The 15494-nt window shown below is 47.1% G+C and carries 12 protein-coding genes; all 12 read left to right on the top strand.

Features of this window, described 5'->3' with window-relative positions; all coding sequences use genetic code 11:
• The first annotated feature begins 339 nt into the window (after positions 1–339).
• The 12 genes from H065_RS0119205 (at position 340) to H065_RS0119260 (ending at position 15399) form a co-directional block, all read left to right on the top strand.
• Entirely contained in the window at positions 340–1365 is a 1026-nt protein-coding gene (locus H065_RS0119205) for a serine/threonine protein kinase (protein ID WP_017814710.1), read from the top strand.
• 734 nt (positions 1366–2099) lie between these two features.
• A complete protein-coding gene (locus H065_RS0119210; protein WP_017814711.1) occupies positions 2100–4268 on the top strand; it encodes a hypothetical protein in 2169 nt (722 codons plus the stop codon).
• A 308-nt stretch (positions 4269–4576) separates the two neighbouring features.
• Positions 4577–5002 (top strand): hypothetical protein, encoded by a 426-nt coding sequence (locus H065_RS0119215; RefSeq protein ID WP_017814712.1) that lies wholly within the window; start codon positions 4577–4579, stop codon positions 5000–5002.
• An 81-nt stretch (positions 5003–5083) separates the two neighbouring features.
• The gene (locus tag H065_RS28490) at positions 5084–5536 is read left to right on the top strand and encodes a DnaJ domain-containing protein (protein WP_017814713.1); all 453 of its coding nucleotides are present in this window, start codon (positions 5084–5086) and stop codon (positions 5534–5536) included.
• Between the two features lie 27 nt (positions 5537–5563).
• Complete coding sequence (locus H065_RS0119225; protein ID WP_017814714.1) at positions 5564–6100, top strand: FHA domain-containing protein; 537 nt, start codon at positions 5564–5566, stop codon at positions 6098–6100.
• A 19-nt stretch (positions 6101–6119) separates the two neighbouring features.
• Complete coding sequence (locus H065_RS0119230; RefSeq protein ID WP_017814715.1) at positions 6120–6656, top strand: FHA domain-containing protein; 537 nt, start codon at positions 6120–6122, stop codon at positions 6654–6656.
• A gap of 14 nt (positions 6657–6670) precedes the next feature.
• Positions 6671–7534 carry a PP2C family protein-serine/threonine phosphatase gene (locus H065_RS0119235; protein WP_017814716.1) on the top strand — a complete coding sequence of 288 codons (864 nt, stop codon included), beginning with the start codon at positions 6671–6673 and terminating at the stop codon, positions 7532–7534.
• Positions 7535–7545: 11 nt separating this feature from the next.
• Complete coding sequence (locus tag H065_RS26395; protein WP_017814717.1) at positions 7546–9321, top strand: PP2C family protein-serine/threonine phosphatase; 1776 nt, start codon at positions 7546–7548, stop codon at positions 9319–9321.
• A gap of 55 nt (positions 9322–9376) precedes the next feature.
• The gene (locus H065_RS0119245; protein WP_017814718.1) at positions 9377–10696 is read left to right on the top strand and encodes a hypothetical protein; all 1320 of its coding nucleotides are present in this window, start codon (positions 9377–9379) and stop codon (positions 10694–10696) included.
• A complete protein-coding gene (locus H065_RS0119250; RefSeq protein WP_017814719.1) occupies positions 10693–11382 on the top strand; it encodes a hypothetical protein in 690 nt (229 codons plus the stop codon). Before H065_RS0119245 ends, H065_RS0119250 begins: the two co-directional genes overlap by 4 nt.
• 22 nt (positions 11383–11404) lie before the next feature.
• Entirely contained in the window at positions 11405–14092 is a 2688-nt protein-coding gene (locus H065_RS0119255; RefSeq protein ID WP_017814720.1) for an acetate and sugar kinases/Hsc70/actin family protein, read from the top strand.
• A 530-nt stretch (positions 14093–14622) separates the two neighbouring features.
• Entirely contained in the window at positions 14623–15399 is a 777-nt protein-coding gene (locus H065_RS0119260; RefSeq protein ID WP_017814721.1) for a hypothetical protein, read from the top strand.
• The last annotated feature ends 95 nt before the right edge of the window (positions 15400–15494 follow it).

Raw genomic sequence — 15494 nt, forward strand, 5'->3', positions numbered from 1 at the left:
GTACAGTGAAATAGAATTATAATCAAAAGCGGTAAAAGCCTTATGGTGCTTTTACCGCTTTTGATTATAATTGCAGTCAGAAAAAAATAAAAAAGCGTAAAAAAACACCAAAAAAAGCGGAAATTTGCTGAAATCGGGCAAATTTCTTTATTCAGAGAATCACATTCTTCTAAATTCATGCTAAAATGTCTATAATGATGGCCATACATAACATAAGCAAACTTTTTATCAGTATAAAAAGTTTTGCATGGATATGGCATTTTATTTATTTCTCGCCAGCAGGTACACATTTATCAGTAAAAACACACCATGCTGGAGAAAGTTGCGAAGAGGTGGACGATGAACAAGAAAATGACCAATCCAGCCCTTACCCGCAATCAGAAGCTTGCAAATACATATCTGATTCGCCGCACATTATCTGTCAGCGAATTATCTGTTGTCTATGTGGCAAGACATATGGAGAAGGGCACCCTGCATGTAATCAAGGAATTCTTCCCTGGAGCATTGGTAGAGCGCAGCCGTGATCGCCGGTCGGTACAATGTTCCCAGCTAGGGCTGAAATCTAAATATAACGAAATGCTGTCTACTTTCCGTCAGGAAGGCAGTATTCTTCGTGAACTGAATCATCCTGGTATTGTAAAATATGAGGACGAATTTGAGGAGAATAATACAGCTTATCTGGTTATGGAATACTGCCGCGGAATTACGCTTGACCGGTATATTCGCCAATCTGCACCACAGGCTGATCCTGCTTTTATGCAGTCCAGGCTGCTGCCGGTTATCGAGGCATTGGAGCATATACATCAACTGGGGTATATTCACAGAGATGTAAAGCCCAGCAATATTATGCTCGTAGAGGATGGGCAGACCAAGCTGCTGGATTTTGGATCGGCAGTACGCTATCAGAATAAAACGCACAGCATCCTTACAACCGCAGGTTATTCACCAATCGAATTTTATTCCGGTCGTTCCAGTCAGGGACCGGTCTCGGACATTTACAGTCTGGCAGCCACATTTTATTTTTGCTGTCAGGGCCGGGCTCCGGTCGATGTACCCAAGCGTCTGTTTAATGACACATTGGAAAAGCTCGGTAGCGAACAGGTCTCTTCTCCAATTCTCTCCCGGGTTATTCACTGGGGACTGGCGGTATCGGCGGACAAGCGTTGTGCTTCGCTAAAATGGTTCAAAATTGCTGTTCAAGCAGAACGCTTCTGGAAACGGAATCTGGTATTGACCCGGAGCAAAAAGGGATCTTCTATGAGTACTGACGTAAAAGAGTCAATGACTCATCCAGATACGATGTCCACACTTCCATTTTCCGATGCAGAAGAGAGCATGAAAGAAAGCACTCATTTATCAAAATAAATGTTTTTGCCATCATCTAACAAGAGTATAGACCGAAAACCACACGTTTAATGTGTGGTTTTTTTGTTAGAAGAATGTAAAAATTTCTTGCAAATCATTTTATAAACTAGAAGAATATGACAGATAAAAGCGAAAAAGAATTTTAAATTACACAAACATGGACTATTTTTGGAATCATATTTGCGCAATTCAAAAATAGTACTAAAGTTTCGGTGAAATTTATAAAGTTAATATAAAAAGTAAATGATTAACAGGCGATACTTAATAATGTAATATTAACTTTTTGATATCGCCCAGTAACGTAAAGGGAAATTCAAATTCCTTATAGGAAGAACAGAGAATTGAAAAGGCGAACATGCTTTCCTATATCGGGACTAAAGACCTGTAGCTTCTCAAAATACTATAATTTTCATTAAAAGTAAAAAAGTAATAGAAATTAATTTATATTGTTATTTTTTCGACAGTAATTTTCTGCTGAAAGGAAGAATTCGATAATTTCGACAATATCTCTTATGTACATATAGTCGTATTTTCCTATAATCAAGTCTGAATTCAAAAAATTGACAACATATACTATTCATATTGTATGATACTTCCTGTAACTCGGAAGTCATGGAACCAAAGTGGGAATTGCAAACACCATTTTAATCGTATTCGTATTTTCCTCAGCTGTTTCCGGCTCCGGGTGTGAACGTTGTATACATAGCGTGAAGGCCAGAATGGAGGAAATTGCGTTGGATATTATTAATCAAACGAACCGTACAATGCTTTTTGAAGAAATTAACCCAGAAAAGCACGACCTAATCACCCTGGTTGGTGATGTCAAAGGTATCGATAGCCTTAGTGACGATAAAATCAAAGAAATCAGCCAGCATCTACTGGTGCGCAGCTTTGATGATTTTTTGAACAAATTTACACCGACCGTCTATTCCTTCTTTAATGCAGCCAATCAAAAAGTGGTCTATACCCTTAAAAAGCCGGACGGTATTGCAGATGACTGCATTTCCGAAATCCGGATCGACCAAAACAATGATTTCCTGAAAATGCTGTTCACTCTGATCGACACGAAGCGCAGCCAGGGAATCACCAATGTTGACTTCAAATTCGAGAATCTGCTGGATATGATCTCTCCTAAAAAGGTAATGGATGATATTCGTCAGGTACGTAAAGAAATTCATTATATGTATGGACAGTATGACCAGCTGGACGAAGCGGATCCGAAAAAACTGGAAATGGGCGATAAGCTCAATCAGATGTTCGAGGAAGCCAGCCAGAATTACAATAATGTTATGGCGATGCTGCCATTGGCTATTGAAGATATCAAGACCCGCCTGCTGCTGGGAAGTGCCCAGGATGATCAAGCGGCTGAAGAATTCCGTATTGGTATGCTGACCATTGGCGAAGGCGGCGAACTGCAGATCGTAGAAGCGCCCAAATCCGACACAACCGAGCTGATGCTGCTGGATGACAATGGTACAACCGAGCTGATCTCTGTCTTTGAAGAAGACTATGAGAGCGTAAGTGAGAATCCATCCATGTATGTCAAAGATCTGGTTGTTCGCACCTTCTGTCCGCTTCCGGCTATTAACACAGAAGTAAATACAGAGCTGGAAGTACAGAACTATAATACGTATCTGGAATTCTACAAAAATGCCAAAGACGAGTTTGTAAAAGCAGTCAAACCTCTGGTAGAGAAACTGCTTGGTGTGAAGATGTTCTTCGACCAGTATGCAACCAAAAACCGCGGTATGGCGCCGACCCTGCTCGTTACAAATACCAAGCTGGATATGCTGGTAAAAAGTACGAATGCACCGCGTCTGGAAACGTATCTGAACACGGTCAATTCCAAAAATGACTTTACCGACACCATCTGGTTTGGTATCGTACCATCCGTTGAAATGGAAGCAGCAGGCAACGTACGCGTCAGCCGTGCGCGTTTCAAAGGAACCGAGAAATCGGCCAAGCAGGAAGGTAATACACTCGAGTCCATGTCCATGCTGCTGCAGATTGTCAAAAACTACAAAGTGCAGCTATTCTTCAACTTTGAATCCGGTGAAGAAACGACATTTAACCATGTGGCTACTTCCGGCATCGACAAGTTCATGGAGAAATGTACACCGCTGCTGCGCCAGGATTATAGTGAATTCGCTATTCCTTGCGTACCGAACTTTACGATTATTCCAAAAGACAAATCCGGCATTGTCATTGACAGCCGTATGATGCAGACCGAAGCGGGTGTGCAGTTGTCCAAGGAAAAAGAAGATATCCTCAAGCTGTGGATCGAAGGCGTCTATGTAGGAGCTGCTTATGTGGCTGCCGGTCTGGTATCCGCTTATCAGTGCCCTGAATATCTCAAAGAAATGTTCAAGGATGTACAGCGCGATGCTCCGGGCGTACGCTTTGATATTGAATCCGGTGACAACAGCCTGCGCTTCGTCACAACAATGGCCAAAGAAATCACCGGCTTTACGAATAGCATCAAGGACTCCATTAACCGCCGTAACTTCGGCTTCGTCTTCTCATCGGAGAATGCACAGCTGCAGGGCAAAGATATTCGCAGAATTACCGTATACAAAGCAAGAAGCCTGGCAATGTCCGAAGACGGATTCGATTCCATCTACAAGACGCTGGTTAGTACGTATGTGGAGCGTATTCTGCGCTTCCAGACGAGCGATTTCAAATACGAGAACATCGTCAAATTCTTCAGCAACAACCCAAGCAGTCAGAAGAGCCGCTGGCTCGGTGCCAAAGGCGCAGTCAACTCCATCGTTCAAGATGGCGACGATCTGAACTATGTCATCGACGAGAAAAATAATCTTTGCAATATCGATCTGGTATTTAACGGCAATGTGAAGAACCTGGAAGTTACCATCACCAAGGCCACCAGCGCTGCCAGAGCCTGATCATCATGATTTGCAGCAGAACACGGCAGGGATTCCGCAATGTGAAGACGGGTATAACCGTCTGGTATCCCTGCCCCGCCTGGTGCCTGATCAGCATTATGCTGTACCAGCATCGGGTAACAAGCCGGAACCGTTATACATAGAGTCATCGGCAGTATGCTTACTTTAGGACTAATTACAGAACTTCATAGCAAGCGTAATTGTGCCGGTACTCAGGTATAATGCTCAGGTTGTATGTTGGGAGTGCCTTAACAGGCTCACTCTTTTACATAAATTAAAAAAAGCATTTATATCAAGGAGGAACACAAATGGGTTTCACACTCAAAGTAGAAGGCGCAGAAACAATTGAACTGGGGATGGATAACATCCAAACGGTGATCTATGACACAGATACACCGGACGATTCCAACGCTCGTTCCACAGACGTTGGTTCCACACTGAGAATCACAGGTAAAATCATCACAGCTACCGATGGTGACAATGCAGACGACACCATGAAGCTGGCACTGTGGTCTCTGGTACCTGCTGAGAAAGCAGATTGCTACCGCAAAGTAACACTGGAAGTTATCGCCGCTGATCAAGTGATCCGCAAAATCTACTTCCCTAACGCTTTTGTTGTAGATTACACAGAGCACTTCGGCGATGTAGAAGGCGTAGGTCAATTCTCGATCTACATCAAACAAAAGAAAGACAAAACCGAACTCGCGAAAATCGAGGGCGGATACGCAGTTTAATCCACCAAGTTGGAGCCGTGCAGCTGCGCGGCTCCATAACTTACTTTTGAGTATCTTTTTTTATTAAGGAGGCAGGAACGCTTGATCAATTATTATGAGGTGCTGGGCGTATCCAGGACCGCTACGGCAGCCGAGATCAAACAGACATACCGTAAGCTCGCCAAGCAGTATCATCCGGATACCAATCAGGGCAGTGCCGAAGCCGAACAGAAGTTCAAAGAAGTACAAAAAGCGTATGAGACGCTAAGTAATGACGATACCCGTCAGCAGTATGATCAGAAGCTGGCAGGAGCATCGACAGGGCGTACCGCTCCAAATGGACAGACGGCAGGAAACCGTACTTCCAACCGAACGACAGCATCGGCAGGCAGCAAAGATTTTGATCCGCGTGATGTACAGACCCAGTTTGAACGCTTTTTCGGTTTTAATCCCAAAAACAATAATGTATCTATCAAAAAAGATGACAACAAAAAGAAAAATCCGCTGGATACTTCAGCAATCTTTGAACAATATTTTGGCCCCGGAAAAAAATGATCGTGAAGTGATGGAGGTTGTACATAAGTGAAATCGGAAAGAACCGCAGGTTTATGGTGTATCGATATCGGCATTGCGCTGATCTCGCTGTCTACACTGGTGTATATTTTTGTAATTCCATCGATTTTGCTAAAAATTGTAGCCATTTTGGCTATGGTCGTTGCTTTTGGCTGGTATGCCTATCACCATTTTTTCAAAAATCAAACCGATGTACCCGTTTATCAGGAAGTACGGGAGATTATTCTTATCGATGAATTCGGCGAGCGGATCAAAGGCTGGGATATTGTCGGAGAGACCAGCATGCTGATCGGCAAGAATACCCGCCATAACAAAGTGGATATTGATCTGTCCGGCAGCGACTATGCTTCACTCATCAGTTCGCAGCATGCCGTACTGAATTGTGTCAATGGCGAATGGTATGTAGAAGATGCAGATTCCAGCAATGGTACCGGTATTCGTTCTGCAGCCCAGAATAAGTCCAATAAAATCGAAATCGGACGTCCCTATCAGATTGGACCGGGAGACGTTTTATATATTGCCAACACCAGACTACTCGTAAATTAAGATTGGGAGATGAGCATAAATGAGTTTGACCAGATGCCCGAATGGACACATGTTCAGTACAAGAAGACACGGAAGCACTTGCCCTTATTGCAATACGGTTGTAGCTGCTGAAGCGGCTTATCCGAATCAGCGTCCTGCTGTACGTGTTCAGGATGAAGAAGACAAGACCATGCCTTATCTCGGAGAGACAGTTGGCATTCATCCGGTAACCGGATGGCTAGTATGCATCGAAGGCCCGCAACTGGGTCAGGATTATCGTATTATGGCGGAGAAAAACTTTATCGGTCGTGCGGAAGAAATGCATATTCGCATCATTGGTGATAACACCATTTCCAGACGCAATCATGCGGTTATCGTCTATGATCCGAAAAAGCGCAATTTCTATCTGCTACCGGGTGATGCTTCAGGACTGGCTTATCATAACAATGAAGCGGTCTACTCACCGGTGGAGCTGAATGCTTATGATGTGATCCAGCTGGGACATAGCAAATTTATCTTTATCCCGCTGTGCGGTGCCCACTTCGAATGGGAAAACAACGCGATGATTGCAGAATAGGAGAACGAAATCGTATGAGTGGAACACCTTATATTATCGTACTCTGTGCCTGTATCATCCTGATCGGATTGATTCTCTGGCGTCGTCATTTGACTACCGGTATGCAGGAAGATCCCATTCTGGTAGGCGAGACAGCCAGAGAAGCGTCCCAGGTGCTGATCGGTAACGGTCAGACTATTGGAACACGCGCTGAACAAGATGACTATTTTGCCAGCAAGGCGACTGCTGCCGGTACACTTGCGGTTTTGGCTGATGGGATCAGCGGACTGGCAAATGGACGGATGGCGAGTACGCTGGCAGTTACGACTTTCCTGCGGGAATATGATGAAGTACAGAATTACCAGCAGATTCCGGACTATATGGAAGAAGCAGCTTATGCCAGTAATCGAGAGATTGTACAGCAGCTCAAGGGCAATCATGGAGGAACTACACTGGCTGCTGTCGTGATGAATGGACATCATCTGTACTGGGGAGCGGTAGGCGACAGTATTATCAGCGTATTCCGCAATAACAGCTTTATCCCGGTCAACTCCATGCATACACTGGGGGCGGTACTTAATCAAAAAGTACTGGCTGGTGAAATGACACGGGAACAGGCAGACAGCAGTCCGCAGCGCAAACAGCTCGTTAACTACCTGGGCTACGAAGCTTTCGACAGTATGGAGATAGGGGACTATCCATTCGTACTGCGCCCGGGGGACAAGGTGCTGCTGTGCAGCGACGGTATTCATGACGCACTGACGGAAGTGGAATTGGAAGCGATTCTGACAAGTACAGACGATCCGCAGGATGCTGCCGATCAGATCATTGATCATATTGAGCAAAAAAATCTGAAGCATCAGGATAATGCGACTGTCATCATTATGCAGCAGGGCTAACGGGGGTACCGATGAGAAGGGAAAATAGCGACGTAAAGACGGCTTTTGTGTCGGAAGCAGGCTCTTTGCTCGATAATCGTGATTATTTTGCATATACCGAACTGGATGATATGGCCTGTTATGTACTTGCGGATGGGCTGGATGAAGATCAGCAGCAGCGCAGCGCCGAGCTGGCTGCCAAGATCATCCTTGAGAACTTTATGGAAAAGCCGACGATGTCCAAATGGCGCATACGCAGATGGTTGAAAGAAGCACATGAGACACTCAAGTTCGAGAGTCGCCGGATGCGCCTCAAGGCCAGTCTGCTTGTTGTCGTTACCGACTATACCAAGTATGTATGTGCCTCCAGCGGGAATACCCGTCTGCATCATCTGCGCAATGGTCGTTTGCTGCTCAAAAGCAATGACCAGAGTCTGGCCCAGATTATGGCGGATCGGGGCAAGCTGGCGCCGGATCGTGTATATCATCACGAAGAGAGCAGTAATCTGATGCAGTATCTTGGCATGCCGGAAGGGTTTGGCATGTCCTTTGTCCGCAAAACGCGTATGGTCGATGGCGATGTGCTGCTGCTGAGCAGTGCCGGACTGTGGAAAGGTCTTGATCTGACCGAGATTCTGGATTCCTTGTCCGAAGCCAAAGGACCGGAGGAATTCACGGATACGCTGGAAGAGGTACTGCTCAGCAAGCAGTCTTATTACTATGACAACTATACGGCAGCAGCCGTTTATATGAACAAGGTGTACCAGGATGATCCCAAGAAGAAATGGCGGATTATCCGTCGTATTCTGATTGCTGCACTGGTATTTTTTGTACTCGGTGGAGGTGTGCTCTGGGCAACCTACCGTAATATCGAGAAAAAAGCGGAAGCCGCAGCCAACCTGGTCGAGTATCAGCAGACCGGTGACCAGTATACCCAGCAGGGAGACTACAGCAAAGCGCTCAAATCGTACAGTGAAGCCCGCAATGCTGCGATCAAGATCAAGGATCGTCTGCATAAAGTGACACTGACCGATAAAATGAAAATCGCCCAGGCACTGGTCGATGGCGATGGCCATCTCAAAAATCAGGAGTATGACAAAGCGATTATCAGCTATCAGAGCGCCCAGAAACAGGCGGAGAATTATCCGATTTTCAGTGAAGCGGATATTCAGAAAAAGCTGGATCAGACCAAATCGTTTGCTGCTGTGAATGAAACGGTCAAAGACGCGGATCTCAAATTCCAGTCTGGTGAATACAGCGCAGCCAAGAAGCTGTATGAACAAGCGAGCAAGGAAGCTACTCAGGCCTCCTACACAGATGCCCAAAAGGATGTAGCGACCAAGCTCAATGATACACAGGCCAAGCTGGATGATATTCAGCAGCAGACCCAGGAGCTGCGCGCCGAGAAGCAAGAGAAACGTGGAGACAAAGCACTGGACGCTGGTAACTATGATCTGGCTGTAGATGCTTATGGAGATGCGCAGGGCATTTACCAGGATATTGACAAGCTGGAAAAAGTACTGGCGATGGAGCGCAAAATCAGCAAAGTGGAAGCCGAACAGGATAAGCTGGCTGAAGAAGCCAAAAGTGCTGCTGATGCGGCATCCGCGGCATCAGCTCAGGCAGCGGCCGCAGCAGCCATGAATAGCAGTATGCCTGCAGCTGCGTCAGGTACGGGGATGAATCCCGCAGGCACAGCAGCCAACACCAATAGCCCCGATACAGTAGCTTCCGGCACAAGTGGTACAGCTGCCGGTACGGGTGCAGGAACACAATATGGACTGACAGACAGCCGAATTGCCAGATAATATCGTTTTCCTCATTGAATTTAGAACAGACAGCAGCGAAAGGAGAGGGTGATCCATGAAAGAAATGCTGGAGTCCCTCATGCAGGATCGGATTCATAAGCTGAGCCAGCTCGAAGACCGCAAACTGATGCGTCAGCTGGTTAATGAATTCCTTGTTAATATGGTTGATTATCAGGATCAGATGCTGGACAAACTGGAGCAGCGTGTACTGGAAGAAAGCAAAACGCTCAGCAGCCTGTACGATATTCATACTACGATCTACCGACAGGAAGACTGGGATGTATCGCATGAATTTCTGCATCCGGTACTGCCGGAAGATGTACAGCCACAGGTACTGAGTCTGCCGGAGCTGCTGATGGTTCAGCAGGGAGTAGAACAGCCATCCGGCAATCGGCTGATCCGCCTTTTTCTGGAAATGGACAGTGCGCAAGTACTGGCACTCACCCGCAGTGAACGCATTTTCCGGGCGCGGGTAACGACAGATGTTGGTGTGTATCATGTAGGGGTTCAGCTCAGACCAAGTACCGATTACCAGCGTGAGATCGAACGGCTGTATCATAATTTTCAGGTAAATGGATTGGCATGGCGAACGGTTCATCATCCGTATATTTATAAATTTGTAGATGTCATGTTACATAGCTGGGAACAGAAGCCGCAACCGGAAGAATCTATTGTATCCATTACTGTAGATATGGAAGAGTACGAATCGTATCAGCGCCCCGGCTGGATCCCGGTATGGAACGTGCAGCGATTGAAGATCAAGAACAGTGGCTTTCCGATTCCGGCGCTGGACCGGATACATTATGAGCATATTATTGCACTGCATAAATATGGCTCCGAACACGGATACCTGGCAGATGGAGAAGCGTCGGATATCCGCTATATCAAACGCAGTCCAGGAGAAATGGTCATCGTCTCGCCAGGAGATCGTTCGGGATTCTGGGATATTATCAAAATCAACCGCCCGGTCGAGCAGCGCTGGTCATCTTCTTCGTATCCGCTGGTGAGCAATGGTCATCTGGATCAATTTGTTCATCATCATGCTGCAGGACAGATGCTGCCGGTGCGTACTATGGGAGAACTAACCCGAATGGTTCGCGCACAGCAGGCTTCAGTAGGAGTCGAACTACAAAATGTACAGGTTCGCCAGCATGCAGATACTGGCGATGCTGATTCTACAGAAGCGATCGAACTGAACCCGTTTCTCGGGGATAATATTCGTCTGGATGCACATCGTCCGATACTGGAACTTCATTTCCGCCGGTTACCTGAACACCGTCTTCCTGCTTTTCTGCATGGTGATCAGCTGGCTTATCTTACGGCTGAACTTCAGCGCCAGCTGCCAGAATACCGCTGCAAAGGAGTCTGGCTGTGAACTATATCTGGGATTTGATGATCAAAGCACAGGATAATGGCATAGAGCCGCAGCAGATTCATTTTCGGCCGGCTCGCAATTATTCGCCATATATGGAACTCAGTCTGTATGATCTGAATGCAACTACGGTCGATACGTATGTGGAACTGAATCCGTACTATCGTTTTGAACAATTGTTTGGCAGCTGGTTCCATCCGGATCTGGAAGAGGATGAGGAGTTCCGACATGCCTTGTTCGATATTATCGTTCATTTCCTGGCGCAGATGGATATGTACCAGGGCATGACCCGAAGAGAGTATCATATTCGTTTTATTTTGCGTGATATCGAAGAAGGTGTATTTGGAGAGGCCGCTGTTCATCAGCTGGCACTGCTCAGCCGCGAAGAACGGGAACAGCTGGGAGAGCAGCTGCTGCGTCTGTACGAGACCGGAGAGCCGCTTGCGCTGCTACGCCGTACACTCCGTGACTGGTTCCCGCGTTCCCTGATCTATGTCAACCGTGAGGAAAAGGAAGAATTGATGATCTATATCGGCAAGCAGGATACACCGCCGAATAGAGCCAAAGTAGAACTGCTGCTGACGCTGTTCCTGCCTGTGCATTTCGAAGTACGACTGTATTGGACACATCACTTTGGTCTGATCGGCACAGGAGAGACGATGATTATGGACCGGATCGCAATGTACTGATTGAGGGAAAGGAATGACCGCAATGAATAAACCATACTCCTACCGGCTGCACAATCATCCGCTGGAACCCCAGAGCAGTAAAGGTCAGGCTCGTTTTACCAGAGAAGAACTGGAAGAGATGACCACCTTTGAACTGCGCAATATTTGTTATAAAGAGCGTCTGGTCGAAGGGATCGCAGGTACACTGGACCGCGAAGAACTGATTCGCACGATTCTCAAGTTCCGTGGTATGCAGAATACACTGCGTATCGAGCAGTTCCGCAAAGGTGGATTCGAGCGGATTCAGTCGGTACTGGGACGCTATCTGAATGCACAAAAGCCGGATCATGGCAGCATCAGAGTGCCTGCCCGTATCGTACTGTACCAGGGGATTCGCCTGGGGAGACTCGATGGATACAAAATCGAGTCCGGTACAGTGATCGGCGAGAATGTATTGCTCGTGAACGGCAATGGAGAGCTGTGCGGTATTCTGAACGTGAAGATGATTGAAGATCAACCTGGCAAATATCTGCTCAGCGCACCAAGTCACTGGGAACACCGAATGACATCGAACCAGAATTACAGTCTTTACTTTACCCGCCGTCAGGATTCGGATTATCTATATCACGCGTATTACAGTGATCGTCCGCTGATTCCTTCCAATCTGCATTATTACCGGGTGCCGGTAGCAGAACTGGAGATTCGTATGCCGGAGCCAACCGATACGGTGCTGGCAATCGACTTTGGTACATCGAATACAACAGCAGGTGCGTATCTGGGTAGTGGCTACGGTTCGATGATCCAGCGGGAAGATTCTCCAGTGCGCAGTACGGATCGTCTGCTTGGAGAAAGTAATGCTTATCGCACTCAGGATGCTGTCAATTATGTAGTCTTCCCAAATGTGACTGACAAGCAGGAGCAGTGGCTGGAGCTGCTGCCGACACTGGCAGCAGCCGCCGATTGCGCTGACCCGGATAATGTCCGACTGGTATACGGCTATGATGCGCTGGCTTATATTCAGCGCAATGGTCATAACAGCAGAGCTACTGTGTTCCGCGGGATGAAGCGTTGGGTGAATGATTATGAGCGGGTGGAAGAGCTGATGGATGCGGCAGGCAATACCGCCTATCTGTCCCGCAGTGAGATTCTCAAAGGCTATATTTCCTATGTAGTTGAGACCGCCGAGCAGCAGTTCAAATGCCGGTTCGAGCATTTGCATATTTCCAGTCCGGTCAAGCTCAAAACCCAGTTCCTCGACATGTTCAACCAGATCCTGCCGGATTATCGGATCGAGATGAACGATGCGCTGGATGAAGGCATGGCGGTACTGTACAACACCATCGCCGACCAGATTGACAAAGGAACCTATATTGATGGCGAAGAGTATCAGGCGCTTGTAATCGATTGCGGCGGCGGAACAACCGATCTCAGTTCCTGCCGATTCAGCATTCATGAAGGTCGTATCTCCTACGGTCTGGATATCCATACCAGCTATGAGAACGGGGACACCAACTTTGGCGGTAACAATATCACCTACCGGATTATGCAGTGGATGAAGATTGTATTTGCCGAATGGTACAGCGGTCAGCAGCGCCGGATCGATATGGATGCCCTGATCGATATTCCGGGTGCGGAGCTGTTCCGCTATGTGGATGAGTACGGTATCAAGGCTGTATATGAAGGTATGGAAGCACGCTATCTGGAAGCGGAGAAGATTATTCCGACGAAATACCGGGATTATGAGCATCACAGCCGGGATGAATATCAGCGTGTACGCGGTAATTTCTACTTCCTGTGGGCGATGGCCGATCAGATGAAGCAGGAGTTCTTCCGCAAGACCGGTATTCTGCGCAGCCGCTTCCAGGATGATAACGAGACCATTCTGGACAGTGACATCAAAATCACCAAAGTAGACCGCTGGTTCTTGTCTGTCAGTGAGCCCGATGGACGACTGCGTAATGAGTACCGTCCACCGGATGTTGTATTTAATATCCGCGAGATCAATCAGCTAATTAAGGCGGATATCTACGAGATTGTCCGCAAGTTCCTGGATGAGTTCTATCAGGATGGACGGCTGCAGGATTACTCGATTATCAAATTGACCGGACAGTCCTGCCGAATCGATGTGTTCCGTGAAGCACTCAAAGAATTCGTTCCCGGTCGCAGTATCGAGTTCCGTCAGAAGGCCAAAGAAAACAGCCAGGTGCCCGATCTTAAGCTCGCCTGCCTGCGCGGCGCGATCCGTTACTTGAATGCCAAGAAAATCGGCATGATCAAGCCAGTACTGACCAATGAAATCCCGGCAATTCCATATTCGGTCAGCGCCTATACGCATACCCGTCAGGAGAAAATGCTGATCCGCAGCCTGGAACGCAATCATACGTATGGTCATGTCTCCCGACCGCAGCATACATCCGAGATCGAATTCTTCGTCTGGGCCGATGACGGCAGCCTGCGCCACCGATACATTTACAAAGGCTGGGCACCAAGCTTCCGCCAGGTTGTGTATGAAGAGATTGCCGATATGTACGGCGACCATATCATCCAGGACGAGACGGATTCGATCAGCAACGGAGAGACCAAGTTCTTCGTCTTTGCCGGCGATCAGCGCTGGGGGTTCAATGTGGTACCGGTACTGCGTGACAATGAACAGCTGTATGTGGCGAATCGTCAGTTCTTTGCTTTTGAAAATGATCTGTCGGAGCTTGATTTCTTTGACGGCACCAAATAAATCGTATTGATATTCGGTTCAGATAATCAGTACGAATCATCAGCTCTGGTTCTACGTAGTATAGTCTGATCCAGATCAAGACCAAGATTGAATAGAAGCCTGCAGAGCGGAAGATTCTCCGCTCGCTGCGCTTCTTCAGAGTGATTCTGTTACTCCATATGTGTTCTCCATATCGTTGAATTAATCATAAGCAGCATTTGTTCCGGATCGCATATAATTAGCAGTTCTTTTCAACGGATCTGCCCATATCCTTCAGCCGGAAAGGCCGGTTCAGTGCCAGGGATCAGATTCTGTCTGTTCCTGCCTATAAGAATCCATACACCTATAAGAATCCATACACCTACAAGAAAGTAAATGAGCAACATGGCAGTTGAATAGCAGTCTCCAAGATAAGTAGTACTACCGGAACACGATCCAATCAGAATACAGCCAGGACAGAGAGCAGAAGCAACAGAGTCACTCTGAAGCAGCGGAGTTAAGCAACCTATTATATTATCGATGTTTACAACAGAAAGAAGGGAGGAACCGGTATGTTCCAATACACTTATCCCCGGTTCGAGAAAGGACGCGTACTCAAGACAGAAATGCTCGCCAGTGTACGGGATTATCCCCGCAGTCTGGTCGATGTTCGCTATCATGAGTACAGCGACGGCATTATTACAGGTGCGCAGGTGACCGTAAACGAACGGGAGCTGACGATTGCTCCGGGACTGATCAAGCACCAGGGCCGGATATATGTGCTGGAGCAGGAGCAGCAGATTGAATACGATGCGACCGGCGTAGAGACCGTACTAAAAGTACGTTTTTACGAAAATGGATCAGACCGGGATTTCGAACGATATACCGGCGAGATTGTACTGGAAGAAGAAATCGTCAGTGACAACGAAATCGAGCTGGGCCGATTCAAATTGAAACATGGAGCTGTATTACGTTCGGAATATGTGGACTTTGCCGATCTGGTGACGGAGTATAACACGTTCCATACGATTCATATTCTGTACAGCGGTATTGGGGAAGCCACGGTATCGCCTTTTGTTTTCCGCTGGTTTGCCCGTGAACTGTTCGCCCAGGGAGCCAGTCATCCGAATCCGCTGGATCTGTCATTTGGACTGATGTGTCTGAATGAGGAACGCATACAGCGTGCTGCAGTACTGAGTTATCTCTCTGCCCGTTTCGGTCATCCTTATCGCGAGATGGACAATACCAAGATACATCATTCCCTGGAACGCGTACTGGCCGAAAACGGCGGACGACGCGGCAAGTCGGGTATGCAGCGCTCCGGTCCGCAGCGTATGCTGGTAGACTGAACATTTTATTGAGAATAAAAGTAAGTTGAGTAATAGGGCAGATAATAGCAAAGTAGGATTTGATAATCCAAGCCGTTAAAGGCATTATAGGTGTA

Source organism: Paenibacillus shenyangensis, assembly GCF_000346635.1.
GTDB classification, from domain to species: domain Bacteria; phylum Bacillota; class Bacilli; order Paenibacillales; family Paenibacillaceae; genus Saccharibacillus; species Saccharibacillus dauci.

Coding starts and splice junctions, on each gene's coding strand:
- H065_RS0119255 (WP_017814720.1), top strand. CDS start 11,405: ATGAATAAACCATACTCCTACCGGCTGCACAATCATCCGCTGGAACCC.
- H065_RS0119230 (WP_017814715.1), top strand. CDS start 6,120: ATGAGTTTGACCAGATGCCCGAATGGACACATGTTCAGTACAAGAAGA.
- H065_RS0119260 (WP_017814721.1), top strand. CDS start 14,623: ATGTTCCAATACACTTATCCCCGGTTCGAGAAAGGACGCGTACTCAAG.
- H065_RS26395 (WP_017814717.1), top strand. CDS start 7,546: ATGAGAAGGGAAAATAGCGACGTAAAGACGGCTTTTGTGTCGGAAGCA.
- H065_RS0119245 (WP_017814718.1), top strand. CDS start 9,377: ATGAAAGAAATGCTGGAGTCCCTCATGCAGGATCGGATTCATAAGCTG.
- H065_RS0119215 (WP_017814712.1), top strand. CDS start 4,577: ATGGGTTTCACACTCAAAGTAGAAGGCGCAGAAACAATTGAACTGGGG.
- H065_RS0119235 (WP_017814716.1), top strand. CDS start 6,671: ATGAGTGGAACACCTTATATTATCGTACTCTGTGCCTGTATCATCCTG.
- H065_RS0119205 (WP_017814710.1), top strand. CDS start 340: ATGAACAAGAAAATGACCAATCCAGCCCTTACCCGCAATCAGAAGCTT.